Source organism: Aerococcaceae bacterium DSM 111021 (assembly GCA_020112395.1).
Classification (GTDB): domain Bacteria; phylum Bacillota; class Bacilli; order Lactobacillales; family Aerococcaceae; genus Ruoffia.
Genome location: JACCEK010000003.1, coordinates 236584 through 256095 on the forward strand (window position 1 = coordinate 236584; position 19512 = coordinate 256095).

At 36.3% G+C, this 19512-nt stretch carries 21 protein-coding genes; all 21 read left to right on the forward strand.

Annotated features, from left to right (window positions below; all coding sequences use genetic code 11):
* The first annotated feature begins 322 nt into the window (after positions 1–322).
* The 21 genes from HYQ40_10870 to HYQ40_10970 all read left to right on the forward strand — a co-directional run bounded on the left by HYQ40_10870 (position 323) and on the right by HYQ40_10970 (position 19501).
* On the forward strand, positions 323–775 hold the full coding sequence (locus HYQ40_10870) for a winged helix-turn-helix transcriptional regulator (GenBank protein MBZ6528265.1): 453 nt from the start codon (positions 323–325) through the stop codon (positions 773–775).
* Positions 776–789: 14 nt separating this feature from the next.
* Positions 790–1734: a beta-ketoacyl-ACP synthase 3 gene (locus HYQ40_10875; GenBank protein MBZ6528266.1), complete on the forward strand. Its 945-nt coding sequence runs from the start codon at positions 790–792 to the stop codon at positions 1732–1734.
* 28 nt (positions 1735–1762) lie between these two features.
* The gene (locus HYQ40_10880) at positions 1763–1984 is read left to right on the forward strand and encodes an acyl carrier protein (GenBank protein ID MBZ6528267.1); all 222 of its coding nucleotides are present in this window, start codon (positions 1763–1765) and stop codon (positions 1982–1984) included.
* Between the two features lie 29 nt (positions 1985–2013).
* Positions 2014–2973 carry an enoyl-[acyl-carrier-protein] reductase FabK gene (gene fabK, locus HYQ40_10885; GenBank protein ID MBZ6528268.1) on the forward strand — a complete coding sequence of 320 codons (960 nt, stop codon included), beginning with the start codon at positions 2014–2016 and terminating at the stop codon, positions 2971–2973.
* 18 nt (positions 2974–2991) lie between these two features.
* Complete coding sequence (locus tag HYQ40_10890; protein ID MBZ6528269.1) at positions 2992–3942, forward strand: ACP S-malonyltransferase; 951 nt, start codon at positions 2992–2994, stop codon at positions 3940–3942.
* Complete coding sequence (gene fabG / locus HYQ40_10895) at positions 3942–4664, forward strand: 3-oxoacyl-[acyl-carrier-protein] reductase (GenBank protein MBZ6528270.1); 723 nt, start codon at positions 3942–3944, stop codon at positions 4662–4664. The genes HYQ40_10890 and fabG overlap by 1 nt, the downstream gene beginning before the upstream one ends.
* A gap of 10 nt (positions 4665–4674) precedes the next feature.
* A complete protein-coding gene (fabF, locus tag HYQ40_10900; GenBank protein ID MBZ6528271.1) occupies positions 4675–5910 on the forward strand; it encodes a beta-ketoacyl-ACP synthase II in 1236 nt (411 codons plus the stop codon).
* Between the two features lie 20 nt (positions 5911–5930).
* Positions 5931–6386 carry an acetyl-CoA carboxylase biotin carboxyl carrier protein gene (gene accB / locus HYQ40_10905; GenBank protein ID MBZ6528272.1) on the forward strand — a complete coding sequence of 152 codons (456 nt, stop codon included), beginning with the start codon at positions 5931–5933 and terminating at the stop codon, positions 6384–6386.
* Positions 6387–6393: 7 nt separating this feature from the next.
* Positions 6394–6831, forward strand: a complete 438-nt coding sequence (gene fabZ / locus HYQ40_10910) for a 3-hydroxyacyl-ACP dehydratase FabZ (GenBank protein MBZ6528273.1) — start codon at positions 6394–6396, stop codon at positions 6829–6831.
* 1 nt (position 6832) lies between these two features.
* Positions 6833–8212, forward strand: a complete 1380-nt coding sequence (gene accC / locus HYQ40_10915) for an acetyl-CoA carboxylase biotin carboxylase subunit (GenBank protein MBZ6528274.1) — start codon at positions 6833–6835, stop codon at positions 8210–8212.
* A gap of 11 nt (positions 8213–8223) precedes the next feature.
* A complete protein-coding gene (accD, locus tag HYQ40_10920; GenBank protein MBZ6528275.1) occupies positions 8224–9087 on the forward strand; it encodes an acetyl-CoA carboxylase, carboxyltransferase subunit beta in 864 nt (287 codons plus the stop codon).
* A gap of 2 nt (positions 9088–9089) precedes the next feature.
* Positions 9090–9872, forward strand: coding sequence for an acetyl-CoA carboxylase carboxyl transferase subunit alpha (locus HYQ40_10925; protein MBZ6528276.1), 783 nt, complete (start codon positions 9090–9092; stop codon positions 9870–9872).
* 545 nt (positions 9873–10417) lie between these two features.
* The gene (pdhA, locus tag HYQ40_10930) at positions 10418–11527 is read left to right on the forward strand and encodes a pyruvate dehydrogenase (acetyl-transferring) E1 component subunit alpha (protein MBZ6528277.1); all 1110 of its coding nucleotides are present in this window, start codon (positions 10418–10420) and stop codon (positions 11525–11527) included.
* 2 nt (positions 11528–11529) lie between these two features.
* Positions 11530–12507, forward strand: coding sequence for an alpha-ketoacid dehydrogenase subunit beta (locus HYQ40_10935; GenBank protein ID MBZ6528278.1), 978 nt, complete (start codon positions 11530–11532; stop codon positions 12505–12507).
* Between the two features lie 84 nt (positions 12508–12591).
* Positions 12592–14229: a dihydrolipoyllysine-residue acetyltransferase gene (locus tag HYQ40_10940; GenBank protein MBZ6528279.1), complete on the forward strand. Its 1638-nt coding sequence runs from the start codon at positions 12592–12594 to the stop codon at positions 14227–14229.
* A gap of 13 nt (positions 14230–14242) precedes the next feature.
* Complete coding sequence (gene lpdA / locus HYQ40_10945) at positions 14243–15649, forward strand: dihydrolipoyl dehydrogenase (protein ID MBZ6528280.1); 1407 nt, start codon at positions 14243–14245, stop codon at positions 15647–15649.
* Positions 15650–16129: 480 nt separating this feature from the next.
* Positions 16130–16846 carry a F0F1 ATP synthase subunit A gene (atpB, locus tag HYQ40_10950; protein MBZ6528281.1) on the forward strand — a complete coding sequence of 239 codons (717 nt, stop codon included), beginning with the start codon at positions 16130–16132 and terminating at the stop codon, positions 16844–16846.
* 27 nt (positions 16847–16873) lie between these two features.
* On the forward strand, positions 16874–17092 hold the full coding sequence (gene atpE / locus HYQ40_10955; GenBank protein ID MBZ6528282.1) for an ATP synthase F0 subunit C: 219 nt from the start codon (positions 16874–16876) through the stop codon (positions 17090–17092).
* Positions 17093–17122: 30 nt separating this feature from the next.
* Positions 17123–17635 carry a F0F1 ATP synthase subunit B gene (gene atpF, locus HYQ40_10960; GenBank protein ID MBZ6528283.1) on the forward strand — a complete coding sequence of 171 codons (513 nt, stop codon included), beginning with the start codon at positions 17123–17125 and terminating at the stop codon, positions 17633–17635.
* Positions 17622–17978: a F0F1 ATP synthase subunit delta gene (locus HYQ40_10965; GenBank protein MBZ6528284.1), complete on the forward strand. Its 357-nt coding sequence runs from the start codon at positions 17622–17624 to the stop codon at positions 17976–17978. The genes atpF and HYQ40_10965 overlap by 14 nt, the downstream gene beginning before the upstream one ends.
* Positions 17979–18010: 32 nt before the next feature.
* A complete protein-coding gene (locus HYQ40_10970; protein MBZ6528285.1) occupies positions 18011–19501 on the forward strand; it encodes a F0F1 ATP synthase subunit alpha in 1491 nt (496 codons plus the stop codon).
* Positions 19502–19512: the final 11 nt, after the last annotated feature.

The following is a 19512-nucleotide window of genomic DNA, read 5'->3' on the forward strand; positions in this document are numbered from 1 at the left end:
GGATGAAAGTATACACTTTCAACCTATAGCTTTTTTATTTCTATTAAAATCGAACGTATAAATCATATTTGTGACTGACATCGCGAAAAACTTTAAGTATTTATATAACATAATATATATAACTATTATTTAAGTTATAACAATGTTTAAAGCGCTTGCAAAATATATTCCGTACAATTTTGTACAAACATAGTATAAATTGTCATTAAAGACCTTAAAAAAACTTTAATATTTTATAGTTTGACAATCAAACTATTATCGTTTAATATTTGATTATCAAATAGTTTGATTATCAAACGAAGTTGATGAGAGGTGATAATGAGTGGAAAATAGGACCGTAACACAGATTAATGAGTATCTGGTCCAAATATTTAATGAGGTACTGTTAATTGAAGAATATTCACTCAAACAAAGTGAGTTTTCTGATTTAACTATCAAAGAGATGCATACCATTGAAGCAATCGGTCTTGAAGGAGATTTAAGTTCATCACAAGTCGCAGAGAAATTATCTGTTACCAAAGGTACTTTGTCAGTTTCCATTCAGAATCTTGTGACAAAAGGCTATGTTGAACGGGTGCGTTTAGAAGAAGATCGTCGCGTTGTTAGACTAAAACTGTCTAATAAAGGCAAACTACTATTTCGCTTGCATCGCAAATTCCATCTGGATATGGTACGCGATACTATAGAAGGATTAGAAAAGGAAGAAGCGGAGATGTTAATAAAGGGATTAGGTAATTTGCATAATTTCTTAAACGACATTAAAGAGAAATTGTAATAGAGGAAGATGATATGAGTCGAATTATAGCTACTGGAGCTTATTTGCCAGAGAAGTCTGTTACAAATACAGAATTAATCGAAGCAAATCAGCTAGATTCATCCACAGAGTGGATTGAACAACGCACTGGTATAAAAGAACGTCGTTTTGCTAATGACAATGAAACAGTCGCGTCAATTGCAACGAATGCAGCATCAAATTTACTGAGTAAACTGGATGATGACATTCGAAATGAGATAAAACTTATCATTGTAGCAACAATGTCTCAAAAAGAATACACACCATCTACTGCCAATAAAGTGCAATTAAATCTTAATTGTGAAAACGCATTGAGTTTTGATATTAATGCAGCATGTAGTGGTTTTGTATATGCACTTGATATTGCAGAGAAGATGTCAAAGTCATATCCATCTGGATATACACTTGTCATTGGTGCGGAGAAGATGAGTCAGATTTTAGATTTCAGTGATAGAGGTACATCAATTTTATTTGGAGACGGTGCTGGAGCAGTGCTTATTACCAATGATGGCAAAGGCCTACCAGATTACGATAGTAATTTATACTCTCGAGGAGATGAAGCACTATCGATTGCAGTCGAGCCAAATGATCAAAATGAAGTTTATCTAACAATGAAAGGACGAGAAGTGTTTAATTTCGTTCAAAGAACAGTGCTCCCTTCATTAGAGACATTTGTTCAAAAACAAGACAATGTTGATTATATTATAAGTCATCAAGCGAATTATCGCTTTATTAAAATGATGTCAAAAAAACTTAAGATGGATTTATCAAAAGTTCCATCAAATATTGAACGTGTCGGTAATGTGTCAGCGGGTAGTATCCCAATTTTATTAAATCAATTGGTTGAAACTAACCAACTAAAACTGGACGGAACACAATCTGTGATCATGACAGGCTTTGGTGCTGGACTTACGTGGGGCGAAATACATACAAAACTATAAAAATTAAAATTATTGGAGGAAATATATTATGTTTGAAAAAATTAAAGAAATTATCGTTGATCAATTAGGTGTAGAAGAAAGTGAAGTAAAATTAGAAACTAGCTTTGAAAGTGATTTAGAAGCAGATAGTTTAGATATCTTCCAAGTTATCAATGAAATTGAAGATGAATTCGATATTACAATTGATACAGATCAAGACTTAAAAACAGTTGGAGATTTAGTAACTTACGTAGAAGGATTAGAAAAATAATTTTCCCCGTTAGATAAAGGAAGGTACATATGAAGACAGCCATTACAGAATTATTAAACATTGAATATCCTATTGTTCAAGGTGCGATGGCATGGGTTGCTGATGCTGATTTAGCGAGCGCAGTATCAAATGCTGGTGGACTAGGTGTTATTGGGACAGGACATGACCCTGTAGAAATTGTTCGAGAAAAAGTTGAACTAATGAAATCAAAAACGGACAAACCTTTTGCAGTGAATGTTATGTTATTAAACTCGAATGCCGATGAAGTTGTTGATTACTTAATTGAATCTGGTATAAAAACCATCACAACGGGTGCAGGTAACCCTGCAAAATACATGAAGAGATTTCATGAAGCTGGAATAAGTGTTATTCCAGTTGTTGCTTCAGTTGCTCTTGCTAAACGCATGGAAAAAATTGGAGCCTCAGCCGTAGTTGTTGAAGGTATGGAAGCTGGAGGACACATTGGTAAACTAACAAGTCTGGCACTTCTCGCTCAAGTAACTGAAGTTGTATCAATTCCAGTTATCGCTGCAGGAGGGTTTGGAGACGGTCGCGGATTAGCAGCAGCATTAATGCTTGGAGCTGATGGTATCCAAGTTGGTACCCGTTTCGTTGTTGCAGATGAATCTAATGCTCACGATAACTTTAAAAATGCAATTCTAAAAGCAAGTGATATTGATACAGTAGTAACGGGGCAAATTACTGGGCATCCAGTACGTGTATTACGTAACCGACTAACCAAAGAATATTTGCAAGTCGAAAAAGAAATCACGAGTCATCCAGAACCAAACTTTTCACGCCTTGAAGAATTAGCAGCAGGTGCTTTGAAAAAAGCTGTAGTGGATGGGGATACAGTAGGTGGATCGATGATGGCTGGACAAGTAGCCGGTTTAATTAAAGAGAGACAAACTGTTAAAGAGATTATTGAAGACTACATTCATGTAGCTAAAGAAACTTATAAAGAGAAAGCAAACTATTTTGAAGTTTAATTGAAAGGATGTTTTTATATGAATTTGGCTGTTATATTCAATGGTCAAGGTGCACATTATGAAGGAATGGGAATAGATTTTGTGGATGAATTTGCTAAAGCTAAGCAAGTTTTTACAGATGCAGAAGCCGTTACTCAATTACCAATTCAGACGTGGATAAATTCAGATATCAACCAATTGGCTTTAACAAAACATGCTCAACCATCTATAGTTGCAACAAGTTTAGCTATATTTGAGTCTATTAAAACTAAACTCCCAGCCATAAGCTATATGGCTGGGTTAAGTTTAGGTGAGTATAGCTCTTTAATTGCCAGTGGAATGTTAGGATTTGAAGAAGGTCTCGAATTAATAAAAAAACGTGGAGATTTAATGTCTGCGTATTGTCAACAGATTGAAGAAGAAGCGTCTTATCAGATGGCAGCAGTAATCAATATGCCAATTGATGAAATCAAGACACTTGTTCAGAGTATTCACACTGAAGATGCTCCTATTTATATTGCGAATTATAACTCACCAACTCAAATTGTAGTGGCGGGTAGCAAAGATGCAATTGGTGCTTTTAGAAAAGAAGCTAAAAGCTTAGGGTATAGAAAAGTCATTCCATTAAAAGTAGAAGGGCCTTTCCATACACCGATTATGAGTGGTATGAAGAATGAATTTGAAGAAGTTTTAGTTAATACTAAATTTCAAGAAGGACATATTCCTGTAATTAGTAATGTTACAGTGGATAACCATTCAACTGATTCTATAAGAACGCTATTGAATGATCATTTGGTTAACCCAGTAAAATGGTATCAAACCATCCATCGTTTAAAAGAAGAAGGAATCACACATATTGTCCAAATTGGCCCGGGGAATACCCTTGCTAAATTAATGGCAAATGATGATAAGGCACCAGAAGTCATTGTAATTGATAAATTAGAAGATATTGAAGGTTTGAATAATTGGTTAAATAGTGGAGGGAAATAATGACATTAACATGTTTAATAAGCGGTAGCTCAAGAGGTATTGGGTTAGGCATCGCTAAACATTTAGCAGAAGCTGGGCATCAAGTAATTTTAAATAGTCGTAAACCAATAGTAGATGAAATACTACAAGAATTTTCTGAGTATGAGTTGGAAGTTGGGCAAGCGATTGGTGATATCAGTAACTTTAATGAAGCAAAAGAGCTCGTTGAGGAAGTCCGTGAAAAATACGGAAGAATCGATGTATTAATTAATAATGCTGGTATTACAAGCGATGGGTTATTCCTACGTATGACAGAAGAAGATTTTGATAATGTAATTAACACGAATCTAAAAGGAACGTTCAATCTAACAAGATTTGTATCACCAATTATGTTAAAGCAAAAATCTGGGACAATCATTAATATGTCAAGTGTTGTAGGTGTAATGGGGAATCCAGGGCAAGCAAATTATGCTGCAAGTAAAGCAGGGGTAATCGGTTTAACTAAGTCTTTAGCGAAAGAATTAGGAAGTCGTTCTATAACAGTTAATGCCATTGCACCAGGTTATATCGAAACAGATATGACTGAGGCCTTGAGTGATAAAGTAAAGAAAACAATGTTGGGTCATATTCCATTAAAACGTTTCGGACAAGTTGAAGAGATTAGTTCTGTTGTAGATTTCTTGATTAACAATAGATATATTACAGGTCAAGTCATTGAAGTTAACGGTGGATTACATATTTAAGGAGGATTCTATGAGAAGAGTCGTAATAACAGGTCTAGGAACTGTATCACCAATTGGTAATAGTGTTGATGCATTCTGGGAGAGTGTGTTAGAAAATAAATCAGGTATAGCTCCAATTGCTGGCTTTGATGCTTCTGAAACAGGTGTAACAGTTGCCGCGGAAGTGAAAGATTTCAATGCTAAAGAAGTATTAGGTAGAAAAGATAGCCAAAGAATGGATAAATTCTCACAGTTTGGTGTAGCAGCAAGTAAAGAAGCTGTTGAAATGAGTGGGTATGATATTTCGAGTAATCCATTTAATGTGGGTGTTATGGTAGGTTCTGGAATTGGTGGATTACATGCTATCCAAAACGGAATTTTAAAAATGAAGGATAAGGGACCAAAAAGAGTTCCACCATTGTTTGTTCCATTAACAATCGGAAACATGGCTGCAGGTAATATTTCTATGCAATTTGGTGCACGTGGAATCAGTTTAGACATCGTAACTGCATGTGCCAGTGCTACAAATGCTATTGGTGAAGCGTTTATTAAGATTCAAAACGGTCTTTTAGACGCATGTATTGCCGGCGGTGCTGAATCTACAATCAATGAGATTGGAATCGCAGGATTTGCAGCCTTAACTGCATTATCAACAAATGAGGATCCAGCTAAAGCATCACGTCCATTCGATAAGGATCGGGATGGATTTGTTATGGGTGAGGGAGCAGGAATTGTATTCTTAGAATCATTAGAATCTGCCCAAGCACGTAATGCGACTATCTATGGTGAGGTAGTTGGTTATGGATCAAATTCAGATGCATATCATATGACTGCACCTTTACCAGATGGTAGTGGAGCAGGTGAAGCAATGCTTCAAGCTATTAAGATGGCAGGTATTCAACCAGAAGACGTTGATTATATTAATGCACACGGTACGAGTACACCAACGAATGACTCTGGTGAGACAACTGCTATAAAATACGCACTTGGTGATTATGCTCATAAAGTAGCTATTTCAAGCTCTAAAGGTCATTTTGGACATCTATTGGGAGCGGCTGGTGGAGTGGAATCAATCATGGCAATCAAAGCATTGCAAGATGGATTTATCCCACCAACACTAGGTTTAGAAAATGCTGATGAAGCATGTGATTTAGACTATGTACCTGGTGATGGACGTAAACAAGATATTAAATATGTTCTATCAAATTCATTAGGTTTTGGTGGACACAATGCAGTGCTATGCTTTAAACGTTGGGATGGTGCGTAATATTGAATCAAGAACAATTAATTAACTTAATCGATAAACTAGACAATTCGTCATTAGCTTTTCTAAATTATGAGACTGATGATGTCAAAGTCGTATTATCAAAAGAAATGCCAAGTGAAACGCCAGTTTACTACACTCAGAATGAAGAAAGTAAACCAGCACAAATTCCCCAAGTTGAACAAGTGTTAACACCAACACAATTAGAAGTTACATCACCAAGTACTGATGCAGAAGCAGAAGAAGGTGTATTTATAACTTCGCCAATGGTGGGGGTTGTCTATTTACAACCTAATCCTGATAGTGACTCATTCGTTAAAGTGGGTGACACAGTCGCTGAAGGAGATACAGTTGTAATTATCGAAGCAATGAAATTGATGAATGAAATACAATCGAACCATTCAGGTACAGTTGTTGAGATTCTTGTAGAGAATGAAACTGTCGTTGAATATGGTCAACCAATCATGAGAATTAAGTAGGAGGAAAATTATGACACTATTAACAGCAACTCAAGTTATGGAAATTATTCCAAATCGTTACCCAATCTTCTTTATCGATGCGGTGGATGAATTAATCCCTGGTGAAAAAGTTGTTGCACGTAAAAATGTAACAATTAATGAAGAAGTATTCCAAGGACACTTCCCAGGAGAACCAGTATTTCCAGGTGTTCTAATCGTAGAATCATTAGCACAAGCAGGATCGATTCCGTTATTATCATTAGATGGATTTGATGGGAAAACTGCCTATTTAGGTGGATTGAACAAAGTTAAGTTCCGTCGAAAAGTAGTTCCAGGAGACGTATTACGTCTAGAAGTAGATATTAAAAAACTGAAAAGTAATGCTGGAATCGGTATCGGTAAAGCATACGTTGGAGACAAAGTTGTATGTGAATGTGAAATGACATTCATCATAGGAGCGAAATAAGATGTTTAAAAAAGTTCTCGTGGCAAACCGTGGAGAAATCGCGGTTAGAATTATACGTGCTCTCCGCGAGATGGATATTACTTCCGTTGCTATATACAGTGAAGCTGACCGTAATGCATTACATACTGAGCTAGCAGATGAAGCAATTTGTATTGGCCCAGCAAAATCGCTGGATTCTTATGCGAATCCAGTCGCGGTTATTAGTGCAGCACTTGCAACAGGAGTAGACGCAATCCACCCGGGTTACGGTTTCTTATCAGAGCGGAGTGACTTCGTGACACTTTGTGAAGATGTAGGAATTGAATTTATAGGACCAAACAGTCATATCATTGATGTGATGGGACATAAGCAACATGCACGAGATACAATGCGTAAGTCTGGAATCCCCATAACACCAGGTAGTGCAGGATTAATCTATTCTATTGAAGAAGCACGAGATATTGCGAACGACATAGGATTTCCATTAATGATTAAAGCTGCCGATGGTGGTGGTGGTAAAGGAATGCGCCGTGTTGAAGATGAAACTCAGTTAGAGGTGATGTTTAGTCAGGCACAAATTGAGACAGAGTCTATTTATGGCAACAAGGATCTGTATATTGAGCGTATTATTTCACCAGCTAAACATATTGAAGTTCAACTTTTAGGAGACAAATACGGTAATGTGATCCATCTAGGAGAAAGAGATTGTTCGTTCCAACGTAACAATCAAAAAGTTCTAGAAATTTCGCCAGCAGTAAGTCTTCCTTTAGAAGTAAGAAAAAACATTTGCGAAACTGCTGTAAAAGCAGCTGAATCCATTGGATATCAAAACGCCGGAACGATTGAGTTTTTAGTTGATAAAGATAATAATTACTTCTTTATGGAGATGAATACACGTCTACAAGTCGAACATCCGGTAACAGAAATGGTAACAGGTGTCGACATTGTTAAAGAACAAATACGAGTTGCGATGGGTGAGCCATTAACGTATAAACAAGAAGATATTCACATTCAAGGATTTGCTGTTGAAGTACGATTAAACGCAGAAGACCCTAGAGAAGGATTTAGACCATCAGCTGGTCAAATTACTCAACTAATGTTCCCAGCAGGCGGCTTAGGTTTACGTGTAGAATCTGCCCTTTACCCTGATTACACATTACCACCATTTTATGATTCAATGGTAGCGAAAGTGATTACTCACTCGAATACATTAGAAGAAGCGTTAAAAATAATGGAACGAGCATTATACGAAGTGACAGTGGAAGGTGTTCAAACGAACATCGACTTACTTGAAGCACTTGTTAGTGATGAGTATATTGATTGGGATAGAGTTCATACAAAATGGTTAGAAACGCACTATATGCCAAAATGGTTAGAAATAGAAGAAAATACTGAAGAATAAGAGGTGATGTTTTGGCTTTATTTAGGCGAAAGAAAACAATAAGAATCAATCCAATTAGTCCCGCTGAAGTAGCCACTCAAAGATCATCTATTCCAGATAATATTGCAGAACAATGTCCGCATTGTAATCGGATTATATTACAAAATCAAATTACAGAAGATTATTGCTGCCCACATTGCAGCGAACATCTACATTTTCCAGCTTATGAACGAATTAATTGGCTCGTAGATGAAGGGTCATTTGTTGAATGGGATAGTGATATTGAATCGGATAACCCATTAAATTTCCCAGGCTATAGCGACAAATTGGAGAAATCAAAAAAGATGACACAATTAAAAGAAGCTGTAGTGACAGGGAGAGCAACACTTGATGGGGTGAAAATATCTATCGGTGTCATGGATAAACGATTCGTAATGGCAAGTATGGGTACTGTTGTTGGTGAGAAAATCACTCGATTATTTGAACATGCAACGGAAGAGAAATTGCCAGTCATACTTTATATTGCATCAGGTGGAGCAAGAATGCATGAAGGAATTTTGTCATTAATGCAAATGGCTAAAATTTCTCAAGTAGTTGCTAAGCATCAAGAAGCTGGCTTATTCTACTGTGCCGTCCTGACTCACCCGACAACTGGTGGGGTTACTGCAAGTTTTGCTATGCAGGGAGATATAACACTTGCTGAGCCACGAGCAATCGTAGGATTTGCAGGGAAGCGTGTTATTGAACAAACGATAAAAAGTAAACTAACGAAAGACTTCCAGCAAGCTGAATGGGTGTTTGATAATGGGTTTATCGACTCAATTGTACCTAGAGCAAGTCAGAGACAAATCATTAGCCAATTAGTACAAGCTCATTCATTTGAAAGTGGTGTATAATCATGAGTCAAGCATACGAAAAAGTCTTAAAGGCAAGAGATTTAAAAAGAATTTCAACGATTGATATCATTGAGGGTCTTACTGATTGGTTTGTAGAATTGCACGGTGACCGTTATATGGAAGACGATAAATCAATTATTGGTGGAATTGGGATGTATGACAATCAACCAGTAACTATTATTGGAATTCAAAAAGGTCTAACGACTCGGGAAAATATTGAACGCAATTTTGGTTCAGTAGGACCAGGGGGATATCGAAAAGCAATTCGCCTCGTAGAGCAAGCTAATAAGTTTAACCGTCCAGTACTGACTTTAATCAATACTGCTGGAGCACATGCTTCCCCAGAATCTGAAGAAACTGGGATTGGTGAAGCCATTGCAGAATCACTCCTTACTTTTGCCAAAGCAGAAGTTCCGACCTTGTCAATTATTTTAGGAGAAGGTGGGAGTGGTGGGGCTCTTGGTTTGGCATTAACCGATGAGGTATGGATGTTTGAAAATAGTGTGTATTCGATTCTATCCCCAGAAGGGTTTGCTTCCATATTATGGAAAGATGCAAAGTTAGCACCAAAAGCAGCTGAATTAATGAAACTTACAGCGGAAGATTTACTCGATTTGAAGGTTGTCGAAAAAATCATACCAGAGATGAATCACGGTGTACCATTAAATAAAGAAATTATAATTAAACGGACTGTTAATGATATTAAAGAGAAGTTTAAAGAGTTAAGCCAAGTAGATGTTCATACACGTCAAGCAAAACGTGATAAACGCTTTAGATCATTTTAAATCATATTTAATAAGTGTTAGTGAATTAGTTCACTGACACTTATTTTTTTAGTAAATATAAATAATGATACCGATGAGCAGATTTGTTGATTCAAAGACTATTTTTCATGAAAATAAGAAAAGTAAGTAAAATAATGATGCTAAAAAAGTGAGATAAAGGATGAAAAGCGATCATAAATAATCAATTTAATAAAAAAGTGGCTATATTACAGAATAAAATAAATAAAATTAATATAACATAATTATTTAAAATATCTAATATGATTATAATTAATGTTACAGCAAAATTTTGTACTACAACAGAGTTTCCTTATTGAAACACATTTTCACTGAAAATATAACACACATCTAAACATTAAAATTCATAATAAAGTTTGGATAAAAATTCACAATCAGCTTGAAATCAAGATTTGTAACCGTTTTTTAATATCTTTAACACTTGCAATTATTCATTAAGCGTGATAAATTAGTAATAACTGAATAGTACAGTTTATTGTGCTTTGTATTATTCTAAATTATTTTTTAAGAGAGGAATGTGTAATAGCATGGCAAATAAAAAAGCTCCTGCAAAAATGGAAGATCTGCTAAGAGCAGATAACTTTGATTTTAGCACAGTTCAAATATTAGATAATGATGGAAAGGTAGTTAATGAGGAATTAATGCCTGAACTTTCAGACGAAGAATTAGTGACGTTTATGGAAGATATGGTTTTCTACCGCGAGTGGTATAACCGTACTCAAGCATTGAGTCGTCAAGGACGTTTAGGATTCGTAGCTCCGACTACTGGACAAGAGGCGTCTCAATTAGGAACTATCGCTGCAACAACGAAAGATGATATTATCTTCCCAGGTTACCGTGATATCCCTCAATTAATGCAACATGGTCTACCAAGTTACAAAGCATACTTATGGTCTAAAGGACACGTTGAAGGTAGTACTTACCCTGAAGATTTCCGCGCTTACCCACCACAAATTATTATTGGTGCTCAATATGTACAAACAGCTGGTGCAGCTTTAGGGATCAAGAAAAATGGTCGTAAAGCAGTAGCAATGACTTGGACAGGTGATGGTGGTTCTTCTCAAGGTGATGTTTATGAAGGAATGAACTTTGCAGGAGCTTACAAAGCACCAGCAATCTTTGTTATCCAAAACAACGGTTGGGCAATCTCAACGCCTCGTGAATTACAAACTGCTGCACCAACGCTAGCTCAAAAAGCTGTTGCTGTAGGTATTCCAGGTATTCAAGTTGACGGTATGGATATTTTAGCTGTATACGCTGTAACCAAAGCTGCTCGTGAGTATGCTATTGCAGGTAATGGACCAGTTCTAATTGAAACACTATGTTACCGTTTCGGACCTCACTCGCTATCAGGTGATGATCCAAAACGTTACCAACCAGAAGGTGCTCAAGAAGAATGGCGTGAACGTGATCCATTAAACCGTTACCGTAAATTCTTAACTGAAAAAGGACTTTGGACAGAAGAGAAAGAAAACGAAGTGATTGAAAACACTAAAGAAGCTGCTAAAGAAGCAATTAAAGAAGCAGAATCTGCACCAAAACAAAAAGTTTCAGACTTCCTGAAAAACATGTTCGAAACACCTGATCAAGTTACTCAAGAACAAATTGAATACTACGAAGCAAAGGAGAATAAATAATCATGGCTCAAATGACATTGATTCAAGCGATCACAAACGCTTTAGATATTGAACTTGGCAAAGATGACCGTACTTTAATCTTCGGTGAAGATGTAGGGGCTAACGGTGGGGTATTCCGTGCCACTGAAGGTTTACAAGATAAATACGGAGAGGATCGTGTTTTTAACACACCATTAGCAGAATCTGGTATTGGTGGTTTAGCAGTAGGTTTAACTTTTGAAGATTTCCGTCCAATTATGGAAATCCAATTCTTTGGATTCGTTTTTGAAGTAATGGATTCAATCGTTGGTCAAGCTGCACGTACTCGTTACCGTATGGGTGGATCACGTAATATGCCAATTACTATCCGTTCACCATTTGGTGGTGGGGTAGCAACACCTGAGATGCACGCGGACTCATTAGAAGGTCTGATTGCACAATCACCAGGTATTAAAATTGTAATCCCATCTAACCCATATGATGCAAAAGGATTATTAATTTCTGCAATTCGTGATAACGACCCAGTTGTATATTTAGAACATATGAAACTATACCGTTCATTCCGTGAGGAAGTTCCAGAAGAAGAATATACAATTCCATTAGGTAAAGCTAATGTTGTAAAAGAAGGTACTGATGTTTCTATCATTACTTACGGAGCAATGGTTCGTGAAGCAATTACTGCTGCTGAAGCCCTTGAAAAAGATGGCGTATCAGTTGAAATTGTTGACTTACGTACTGTTCATCCATTAGATATTGAAACAATCGTTGCTTCAGCTGAAAAAACTGGACGTGTTGTTGTTGTTCAAGAAGCACAACGTCAAGCGGGTGTTGGTGAGAAAGTAATTTCTGAAATTTCACAACGTTCTATTCTTTCATTGAAAGCTCCAATTGGATTTGTAGCAGCTCCTAATACAGTCTTCTCATTCGGTATGGCCGAAAAAGACTGGTTACCAAATGCTGATGATATCGTTGCAAAAGTAAAAGAAGCTAACGATTTCTAATATATTTAATACATAGGGTAGTTTTTACTACCCTTTGGTTTTTTGTTAAACATATCTTAAAACGAGAAAGGATGTACAAACCAAATGGCATTTAAATTTAAATTACCTGAACTAGGTGAAGGTATCGTTGAAGGTGAAGTTGTATCTTGGTTAGTTGCTGAAGGCGACCAAGTTAATGAAGACGATATTTTAGTAGAAATTCAAAATGATAAAGCGGTAGAAGAATTACCATCTCCAGTTACAGGAACAGTTTCGAAAATTGTAGCTCAAGAAGGTGAAGTAACCGTTGTTGGTCAAGTATTAATCGAAATTGACGCACCGGGTTACGAAGATGAAGCTGAAGATGAAGTTGCACCAGCAGTTGAAACAGCTCCAACCCCAGCTCCAGCAGCAGGTGGTTCTAACTTTATGTTCCGTTTACCTGAATTAGGTGAAGGAATTATGGAAGGTGAAGTTGTATCTTGGTTAGTAGCAGAAGGCGATGCAGTTGAAGAAGACCAAATCGTTGTAGAAATTCAAAACGATAAAGCAGTAGAGGAATTACCATCTCCATATGCTGGTAAAGTTGTGAAAATTCATGCTACAGAAGGTACTGTTGCAAACGTGGGCGATATCTTAATCGAAATTGACGCACCAGCTTACGAAGGTTCTGGCGATGATACTCAATCTACACCAGCATCTCCAGCAGCTGAAACGGGTGAGGATCCAGCACAACAAACTGCTGATTCAAATGCTCAACCAGCAGCATCTACTGGAACTGCAGGAGCTAACAACGCAGCAGGGCGCGTATTAGCAATGCCTTCAGTTCGTAAATTAGCACGCGACAAAGGTATTGATATTGCATCTGTTACGCCAACTGGTAATGGTGGTCGTGTAACACATGATGATGTTAACAACTTTGATCCAAATAAAACTGTCACTGCTGAAGCGACACAAGAAGTTGCTTCAACTGAAAAAGCTACAGAATCTAAAGCAGCACCAGCTAAAAAAGCAGCTGTTTCATCTGTACCAGTTTCTGAACGTCAAACTCGTGAGCCAATGACTGGTATGCGTAAAGCAATCGCTCGTGCTATGGTTAACTCTAAGCATACTGCACCTCATGTTACTTTACATGACGAAATTGAAGTTTCTAAATTATGGGATCACCGTAAGAAATTCAAGAATGTTGCTTCTGAACGTGAGACTAAGTTAACATTCTTACCATACGTTGTTAAAGCATTAGTTGCTGCAGTTAAGAAATATCCAGTATTAAACTCATCAATTGATGATTCAACTAACGAAATTGTTTACAAAAACTACTTTAATATCGGTATTGCAACTGATACTGATCGTGGATTATTCGTACCAAACATTAAAGATGCTAACGCATTAAGCATGTTTGATATTGCTGATGCAATTACTGATTTATCTGGAAAAGCACATGAAGGTAAATTAACTGCTGACGAAATGGGAGACGGTACTGTTACTATCTCTAATATAGGTTCAGCAGGTGGTAAATGGTTTACACCAGTTATTAACCACCCTGAAGTTGCGATTTTAGGATTCGGTTCAATTGTTCAACAACCAGTAGTTAATGACGAAGGTGAATTAGCTGTTGGACGTGTTGTTAAATTATCACTAAGTTTCGACCACCGTGTAGTAGACGGCGCAACAGCTCAGAAAGCTATGAACGAAGTTAAACGTTACTTAGCAGATCCAGAATTATTATTAATGGAAGGTTAAGGTGAATAGATAAATGGTAGTTGGAGATTTCGCAGTAGAATTAGATACAGTCGTTATCGGTTCAGGACCTGGTGGTTATGTTGCGGCAATTCGTGCAGCTCAATTAGGTCAAAAAGTTGCCATCATTGAACGCGAATACATTGGTGGAGTTTGTTTAAACGTTGGATGTATTCCATCTAAAGCATTAATTAGTGCTGGACATGCTTACCACAACGCTCATAACAGTGAAGTATTTGGTGTAACAACTAGTGATGTAAAATTAGATTTCAAACGCACACAAGAATGGAAAAATGACGAAGTTGTTTCTAAATTAACTGGTGGAGTTGGAATGTTACTTAAAAAGAATAAAGTAGAAATCATTAAGGGAGAAGCATTCTTCCAAGATGATCATCACCTACGTGTTATTCATGAAGATGGAGCAGAAAGTTACTCTTACAAAAATGCTATCGTCGCAACTGGTTCACGCCCAATTGAAATCCCAGGATTTAAATTTGGTGGACGTGTTATCGATTCAACGGGTGCTTTAAACTTAACAGAAGTTCCTAAGAAATTAGTTGTTATCGGTGGTGGGGTTATTGGTTCTGAATTAGGTATGGCTTACGCTAACTTAGGTTCTGAAGTAACTGTTCTTGAAGGATCTCCACAATTATTACCAACGTTTGAAAAAGACATGGTAAGAATTGTTGAGAAAGAAATGAAGAGCCGTAATATGACTGTTCATACAAGTGCTATGGCTAAAGAAGCAGTTGATAATGGAGACTCAGTTACTGTTAAATTTGAAGTTAACGGTAAAGAAGATGAAGTAACTGCTGATTACGTATTAGTATCAGTTGGACGCCGTCCAAACACAGATGAGATGGGCTTAGAGTTAGCTGGAGTTAAAATGACTGATCGTGGTCTAGTAGAAGTAGACAACCAAGGTCGTACTAACTTACCTAACATCTATGCAATTGGTGATATTGTTGCTGGAGCTGCATTAGCTCATAAAGCATCATACGAAGCAAAAGTAGCAGCTGCTGCAATCAGTGGTAAAGCTGATACAGTAGACTACGTTGCAATGCCAGCTGTTGCCTTTACTGATCCAGAATTGGCAGTTGTTGGTCATACTGAAAAAACAGCTAAAGAAGCTGGTTTATCAGTAAAATCATCTAAATTCCCATTCGGTGGAAATGGCCGTGCCATTTCATTAAACCAGACTGAAGGATTTGTTCGTTTAGTTACAACTAAAGAAGATAATGTTATTGTTGGTGCTCAGGTAGCTGGACCAAATGCCTCTGAAGTTTTAACAGAATTAATCTTAGCGGTAGAAGGTGGCTTAAATGCAGACGATTTAGCATTAACTGTTCACTCTCACCCATCATTAGGTGAAGTAGCAATGGATGCTGCTGAATTAGCTTTAGGACAACCAATTCACTTATAATATTTAATAAAAAAGAGCCAGTAAGTAAAAAAACTTACTGGCTCTTTTTTCGTGTATTTTAAAATATAGAATGTAATGAAGTTTTATAGTGTTTAAGAAAGTAGGACTGTATTTTCAAAGTAAAATAGAGTATTTTTTCAATATAAAATTAGACTTAAGTGCTGTATTGACAAACTTCATGCGAATATAACTACTTATTATATAAATATAGTATCACGAAAAAATTAAAATGATTTTTTTTTTGATAATATTCGGTCAAAATATAGGGTTGAAATCAAAGAGTATAATATAAATTATATACCAGGTCAATATAATGCTATAAGTATATAACCTAGAAATACTGTTAAGTTAGTATTTGTATTACTTTGATTTAGGTGGTACAATTAAAAATGTTGAATTAATATTTAACGACTTATTGTTTGATGTGATACAAACTATAAAAAGTTTGTCGCAATATTTTAAAAGAAAGAGGGGCCGCTTTTGAGTGAGACAAAATTAGTTAATATATTCGGTATACATGTAGGTTTTAATACACTAATTGCAATGATAGCTACACTCGTTATTGTTTTTATTGTATCAGTATTTTTCACTAGAAAACTAAAGGTTGAAAAACCTGAAAGAACTCAAACTATATTTGAATATTTAATATCATTTATTAAAGGAATAGTCGAGGAATCATTTGGAGACCAAATACAACCTATCTATGTTGTATTAGCTCTTACATTATTCCTATTCGTTTTCGTGTCAAATGTGTTAGGTTTACCATTTTTAGTGGAAGCTCATGAGATTTCATATTGGAAAAGTCCGACGGCTGATCCAATCGTTTGCATTGCTTTAGCATTAACTATGAATTTCATATCACATGTTCTTGGTATTAAAAAATTTGGTTTGGGTGGTTACTTTAAAAAGAACTATGCATCACCAAATGTGGCCGTTTTTCCAGTCAAAATCGCAGATGAGCTTATTTCAATTGCGACATTGTCATTAAGGTTATTCGGAAATATCTTTGCAGGTGAAATATTATTAGTATTAATTGCTCAATTAGGAAGTAGTTTTGGACTTGTCACATGGTTAGCTGGAATACCGTTACAAATGGTATGGCAAGGCTTTTCACTATTTATTGGAGCATTACAGGCTTATATCTTTGTGACATTATCAATGGTTTACTTATCACATAAAGTTGTTACTAATCATTAAAATCAAATTTAAAAATAAAGGGGAAATATAATTATGAACGGAATCGGTGCTGCTATAGCGATTGCATTCGCTGCTTTAGGATCTGCAATTGGGAACGGTATGGTAATTTCAAAGGCTATTGAATCAATGGCTCGTCAACCAGAAATGGAAAGTAAAATTAGAGGGACTATGTTTATCGGTGTAGGTATGATTGAGGCAATTCCGATTATGGCTGCTGTTATTGCCTTTATGTTACTGTTTATGTAATGACAAACTATAGAAAATGGAGTGATTATAATGCTTGAGTCAATACTTCAAACAGGAGTAGGTCATTTCTTAATGACCATTATTTCCTTTGTTATTCTCTTATTTATAGTTTCAAAATTTGCATGGGATCCAATATCAAAGATTTTGGAAGAACGTGAAGAAATCATTGATAGCAATATCAATGGTGCTAAACTAGCAAAAGAAGACGCTGAAATAGTGAAAGATGAAGCAAGAGAAATTTTAGCTAAAGCTCGTACAGACGCAAATAAATTAATTCAAGATACCAAATGGCAAGTGTCAAAAATGAAAACGGAACAAGTTGATCAAGCTAACGAAGAAATTGAAGTGATGCGAAACCAAGCTGAAGAATCAATTCAACGTGAGCGTCGTCAAATGCTTGAGTCTATGGAAGATCAGATTGGGAAATTATCAATCGAGATTGCTGAACAAGTATTGAGACGAGAAGTGAATTCTCAAGATCATCAACAATTAATCTCAGAGCTAGTATTAGAAATGGATGCGAGTGTTAATGAAAATAGATAAAATAAACGCTTCTATAACTGAAGATCAATTATTACATCAACTGGCTTCATCTTCTATTGATCGAAAACCAAAATATGAAGCGAGTCAAAATGATGAGCAGCGTTCTAATGAGAAAGTTAGAATTACAAGTGCTCAACAATTAACAGAAGAAGAACGAAATGAAGTTATCGATGCTGTTAGTCACGTTATTCCATTCGACAATGGTAAAGTCGATTTTCGAGTGGATCCTTCGATGATAGCAGGCATTAGAGTTCAAAGCAGAACTTATTTTTATGATAACAGTTTAAAACGTAAACTAAATGATTTAAATGGATATTTACACAAACATATTAATATGAAATAGAGGTGAAATAATTGGAAACTGAAAAATTAGCTATGCGATTACGTCAACAAATTCAACAATTTGATGCATCGCATCACCTTGAAGAAATTGGAATCATCTCCTTTGTTGGGGACGGAATAGCAAGAGTAACTGGATTAGATAATGCGATGAATGGTGAAATGATTGAATTCGCTAACGGTACTATTGGAATGGTACAGAATTTAGAATCAAAAGATATTGGGGTTATTATCCTTGGTGAGTATGTTGATATTGACGAAGGAGACTTGGTTCGTCGAACGAATCAAGTGATGCAAGTTCCAGTGGGAGAAGCACTATTAGGAAGAGTTGTGAATCCGCTTGGAGAACCGATTGATGGTAATGGACAAATTATCACTAAGAAAAACCGTCCCATTGAAGCAGAAGCACCCGGTATTATGGACAGAGAAAGTGTTGCTCAACCATTACAAACAGGTATTAAAGCTATTGATACATTAGTTCCAATTGGACGAGGACAACGTGAATTAATTATTGGTGATAGAAAAACGGGTAAAACTACTTTAGCAGTTGATGCCATTATTAATCAAAAGAATAAAGATGTTATTTGTATCTATGTAGCAATTGGTCAAAAAGAATCAACCGTTAAGAATTTAGTGACAACATTAGAGCGTCATGGAGCGATGGATTATACGATTGTTGTTTCTGCTAGTGCATCGACAATGTCGAGTTTATTATATTTAGCACCGTATGCTGCAACAGCGATGGGTGAAGAGTTCATGTATAATGGGCGTCACGTATTGATTATTTACGATGATTTATCAAAACAGGCTGCAGCTTATCGTGAGATGAGTTTATTACTTAAAAGACCACCAGGACGTGAAGCATATCCTGGAGATGTGTTCTATTTACATTCACGCTTGCTTGAACGTTCCGCTAAGTTAAATCAAGAAATGGGAAGCGGCTCGATGACAGCTTTACCGATTGTTGAAACTCAAGCGGGAGATATTTCTGCGTATATTCCAACAAACGTTATATCTATCACTGATGGACAAATATTCTTAGATCAAAATTTATTCTTTTCAGGGGTAAGACCGGCGATAGATGCGGGACTTTCAGTGTCACGTGTTGGTGGTTCAGCGCAATTGAAAGCAATGAAGAAAGTGGCTGGAACGCTACGTGTGAATCTAGCGAGTTACCGTGAGTTAGAAGCCTTCTCTCAATTTGGAGCAGACTTAGATGAGTCTACACAAAGAAGATTGGATCAAGGTAAGATGACTGTGGAAGTACTAAAACAGCCATCACACTCACCTATATCAGTATCTAATCAAGTCATTATGTTATTTGCTTTAACTCATGGTTACTTAGAAAACATACCAGTTGAACAAGTAAAATTCTATGAAGAGCAATTATATGATTATATCGAAGCGACTCACTCTGATGTCTTAAAGGTTATAAGAAATACTGGCGATTTACCTGATCAAGATGATTTAGATAATTTATTAAGTAACTTTGGAGAAATGTTCCGTACAATGCAAACAGTAGATTAATCGAGGTGATA

Coding starts and splice junctions, on each gene's coding strand:
- lpdA (MBZ6528280.1), top strand. CDS start 14,243: ATGGTAGTTGGAGATTTCGCAGTAGAATTAGATACAGTCGTTATCGGT.
- HYQ40_10880 (MBZ6528267.1), top strand. CDS start 1,763: ATGTTTGAAAAAATTAAAGAAATTATCGTTGATCAATTAGGTGTAGAA.
- HYQ40_10940 (MBZ6528279.1), top strand. CDS start 12,592: ATGGCATTTAAATTTAAATTACCTGAACTAGGTGAAGGTATCGTTGAA.
- HYQ40_10890 (MBZ6528269.1), top strand. CDS start 2,992: ATGAATTTGGCTGTTATATTCAATGGTCAAGGTGCACATTATGAAGGA.
- atpF (MBZ6528283.1), top strand. CDS start 17,123: ATGCTTGAGTCAATACTTCAAACAGGAGTAGGTCATTTCTTAATGACC.
- HYQ40_10875 (MBZ6528266.1), top strand. CDS start 790: ATGAGTCGAATTATAGCTACTGGAGCTTATTTGCCAGAGAAGTCTGTT.
- pdhA (MBZ6528277.1), top strand. CDS start 10,418: ATGGCAAATAAAAAAGCTCCTGCAAAAATGGAAGATCTGCTAAGAGCA.
- fabF (MBZ6528271.1), top strand. CDS start 4,675: ATGAGAAGAGTCGTAATAACAGGTCTAGGAACTGTATCACCAATTGGT.
- accC (MBZ6528274.1), top strand. CDS start 6,833: ATGTTTAAAAAAGTTCTCGTGGCAAACCGTGGAGAAATCGCGGTTAGA.
- HYQ40_10935 (MBZ6528278.1), top strand. CDS start 11,530: ATGGCTCAAATGACATTGATTCAAGCGATCACAAACGCTTTAGATATT.
- fabK (MBZ6528268.1), top strand. CDS start 2,014: ATGAAGACAGCCATTACAGAATTATTAAACATTGAATATCCTATTGTT.
- HYQ40_10965 (MBZ6528284.1), top strand. CDS start 17,622: ATGAAAATAGATAAAATAAACGCTTCTATAACTGAAGATCAATTATTA.
- HYQ40_10970 (MBZ6528285.1), top strand. CDS start 18,011: ATGCGATTACGTCAACAAATTCAACAATTTGATGCATCGCATCACCTT.
- fabG (MBZ6528270.1), top strand. CDS start 3,942: ATGACATTAACATGTTTAATAAGCGGTAGCTCAAGAGGTATTGGGTTA.
- HYQ40_10925 (MBZ6528276.1), top strand. CDS start 9,090: ATGAGTCAAGCATACGAAAAAGTCTTAAAGGCAAGAGATTTAAAAAGA.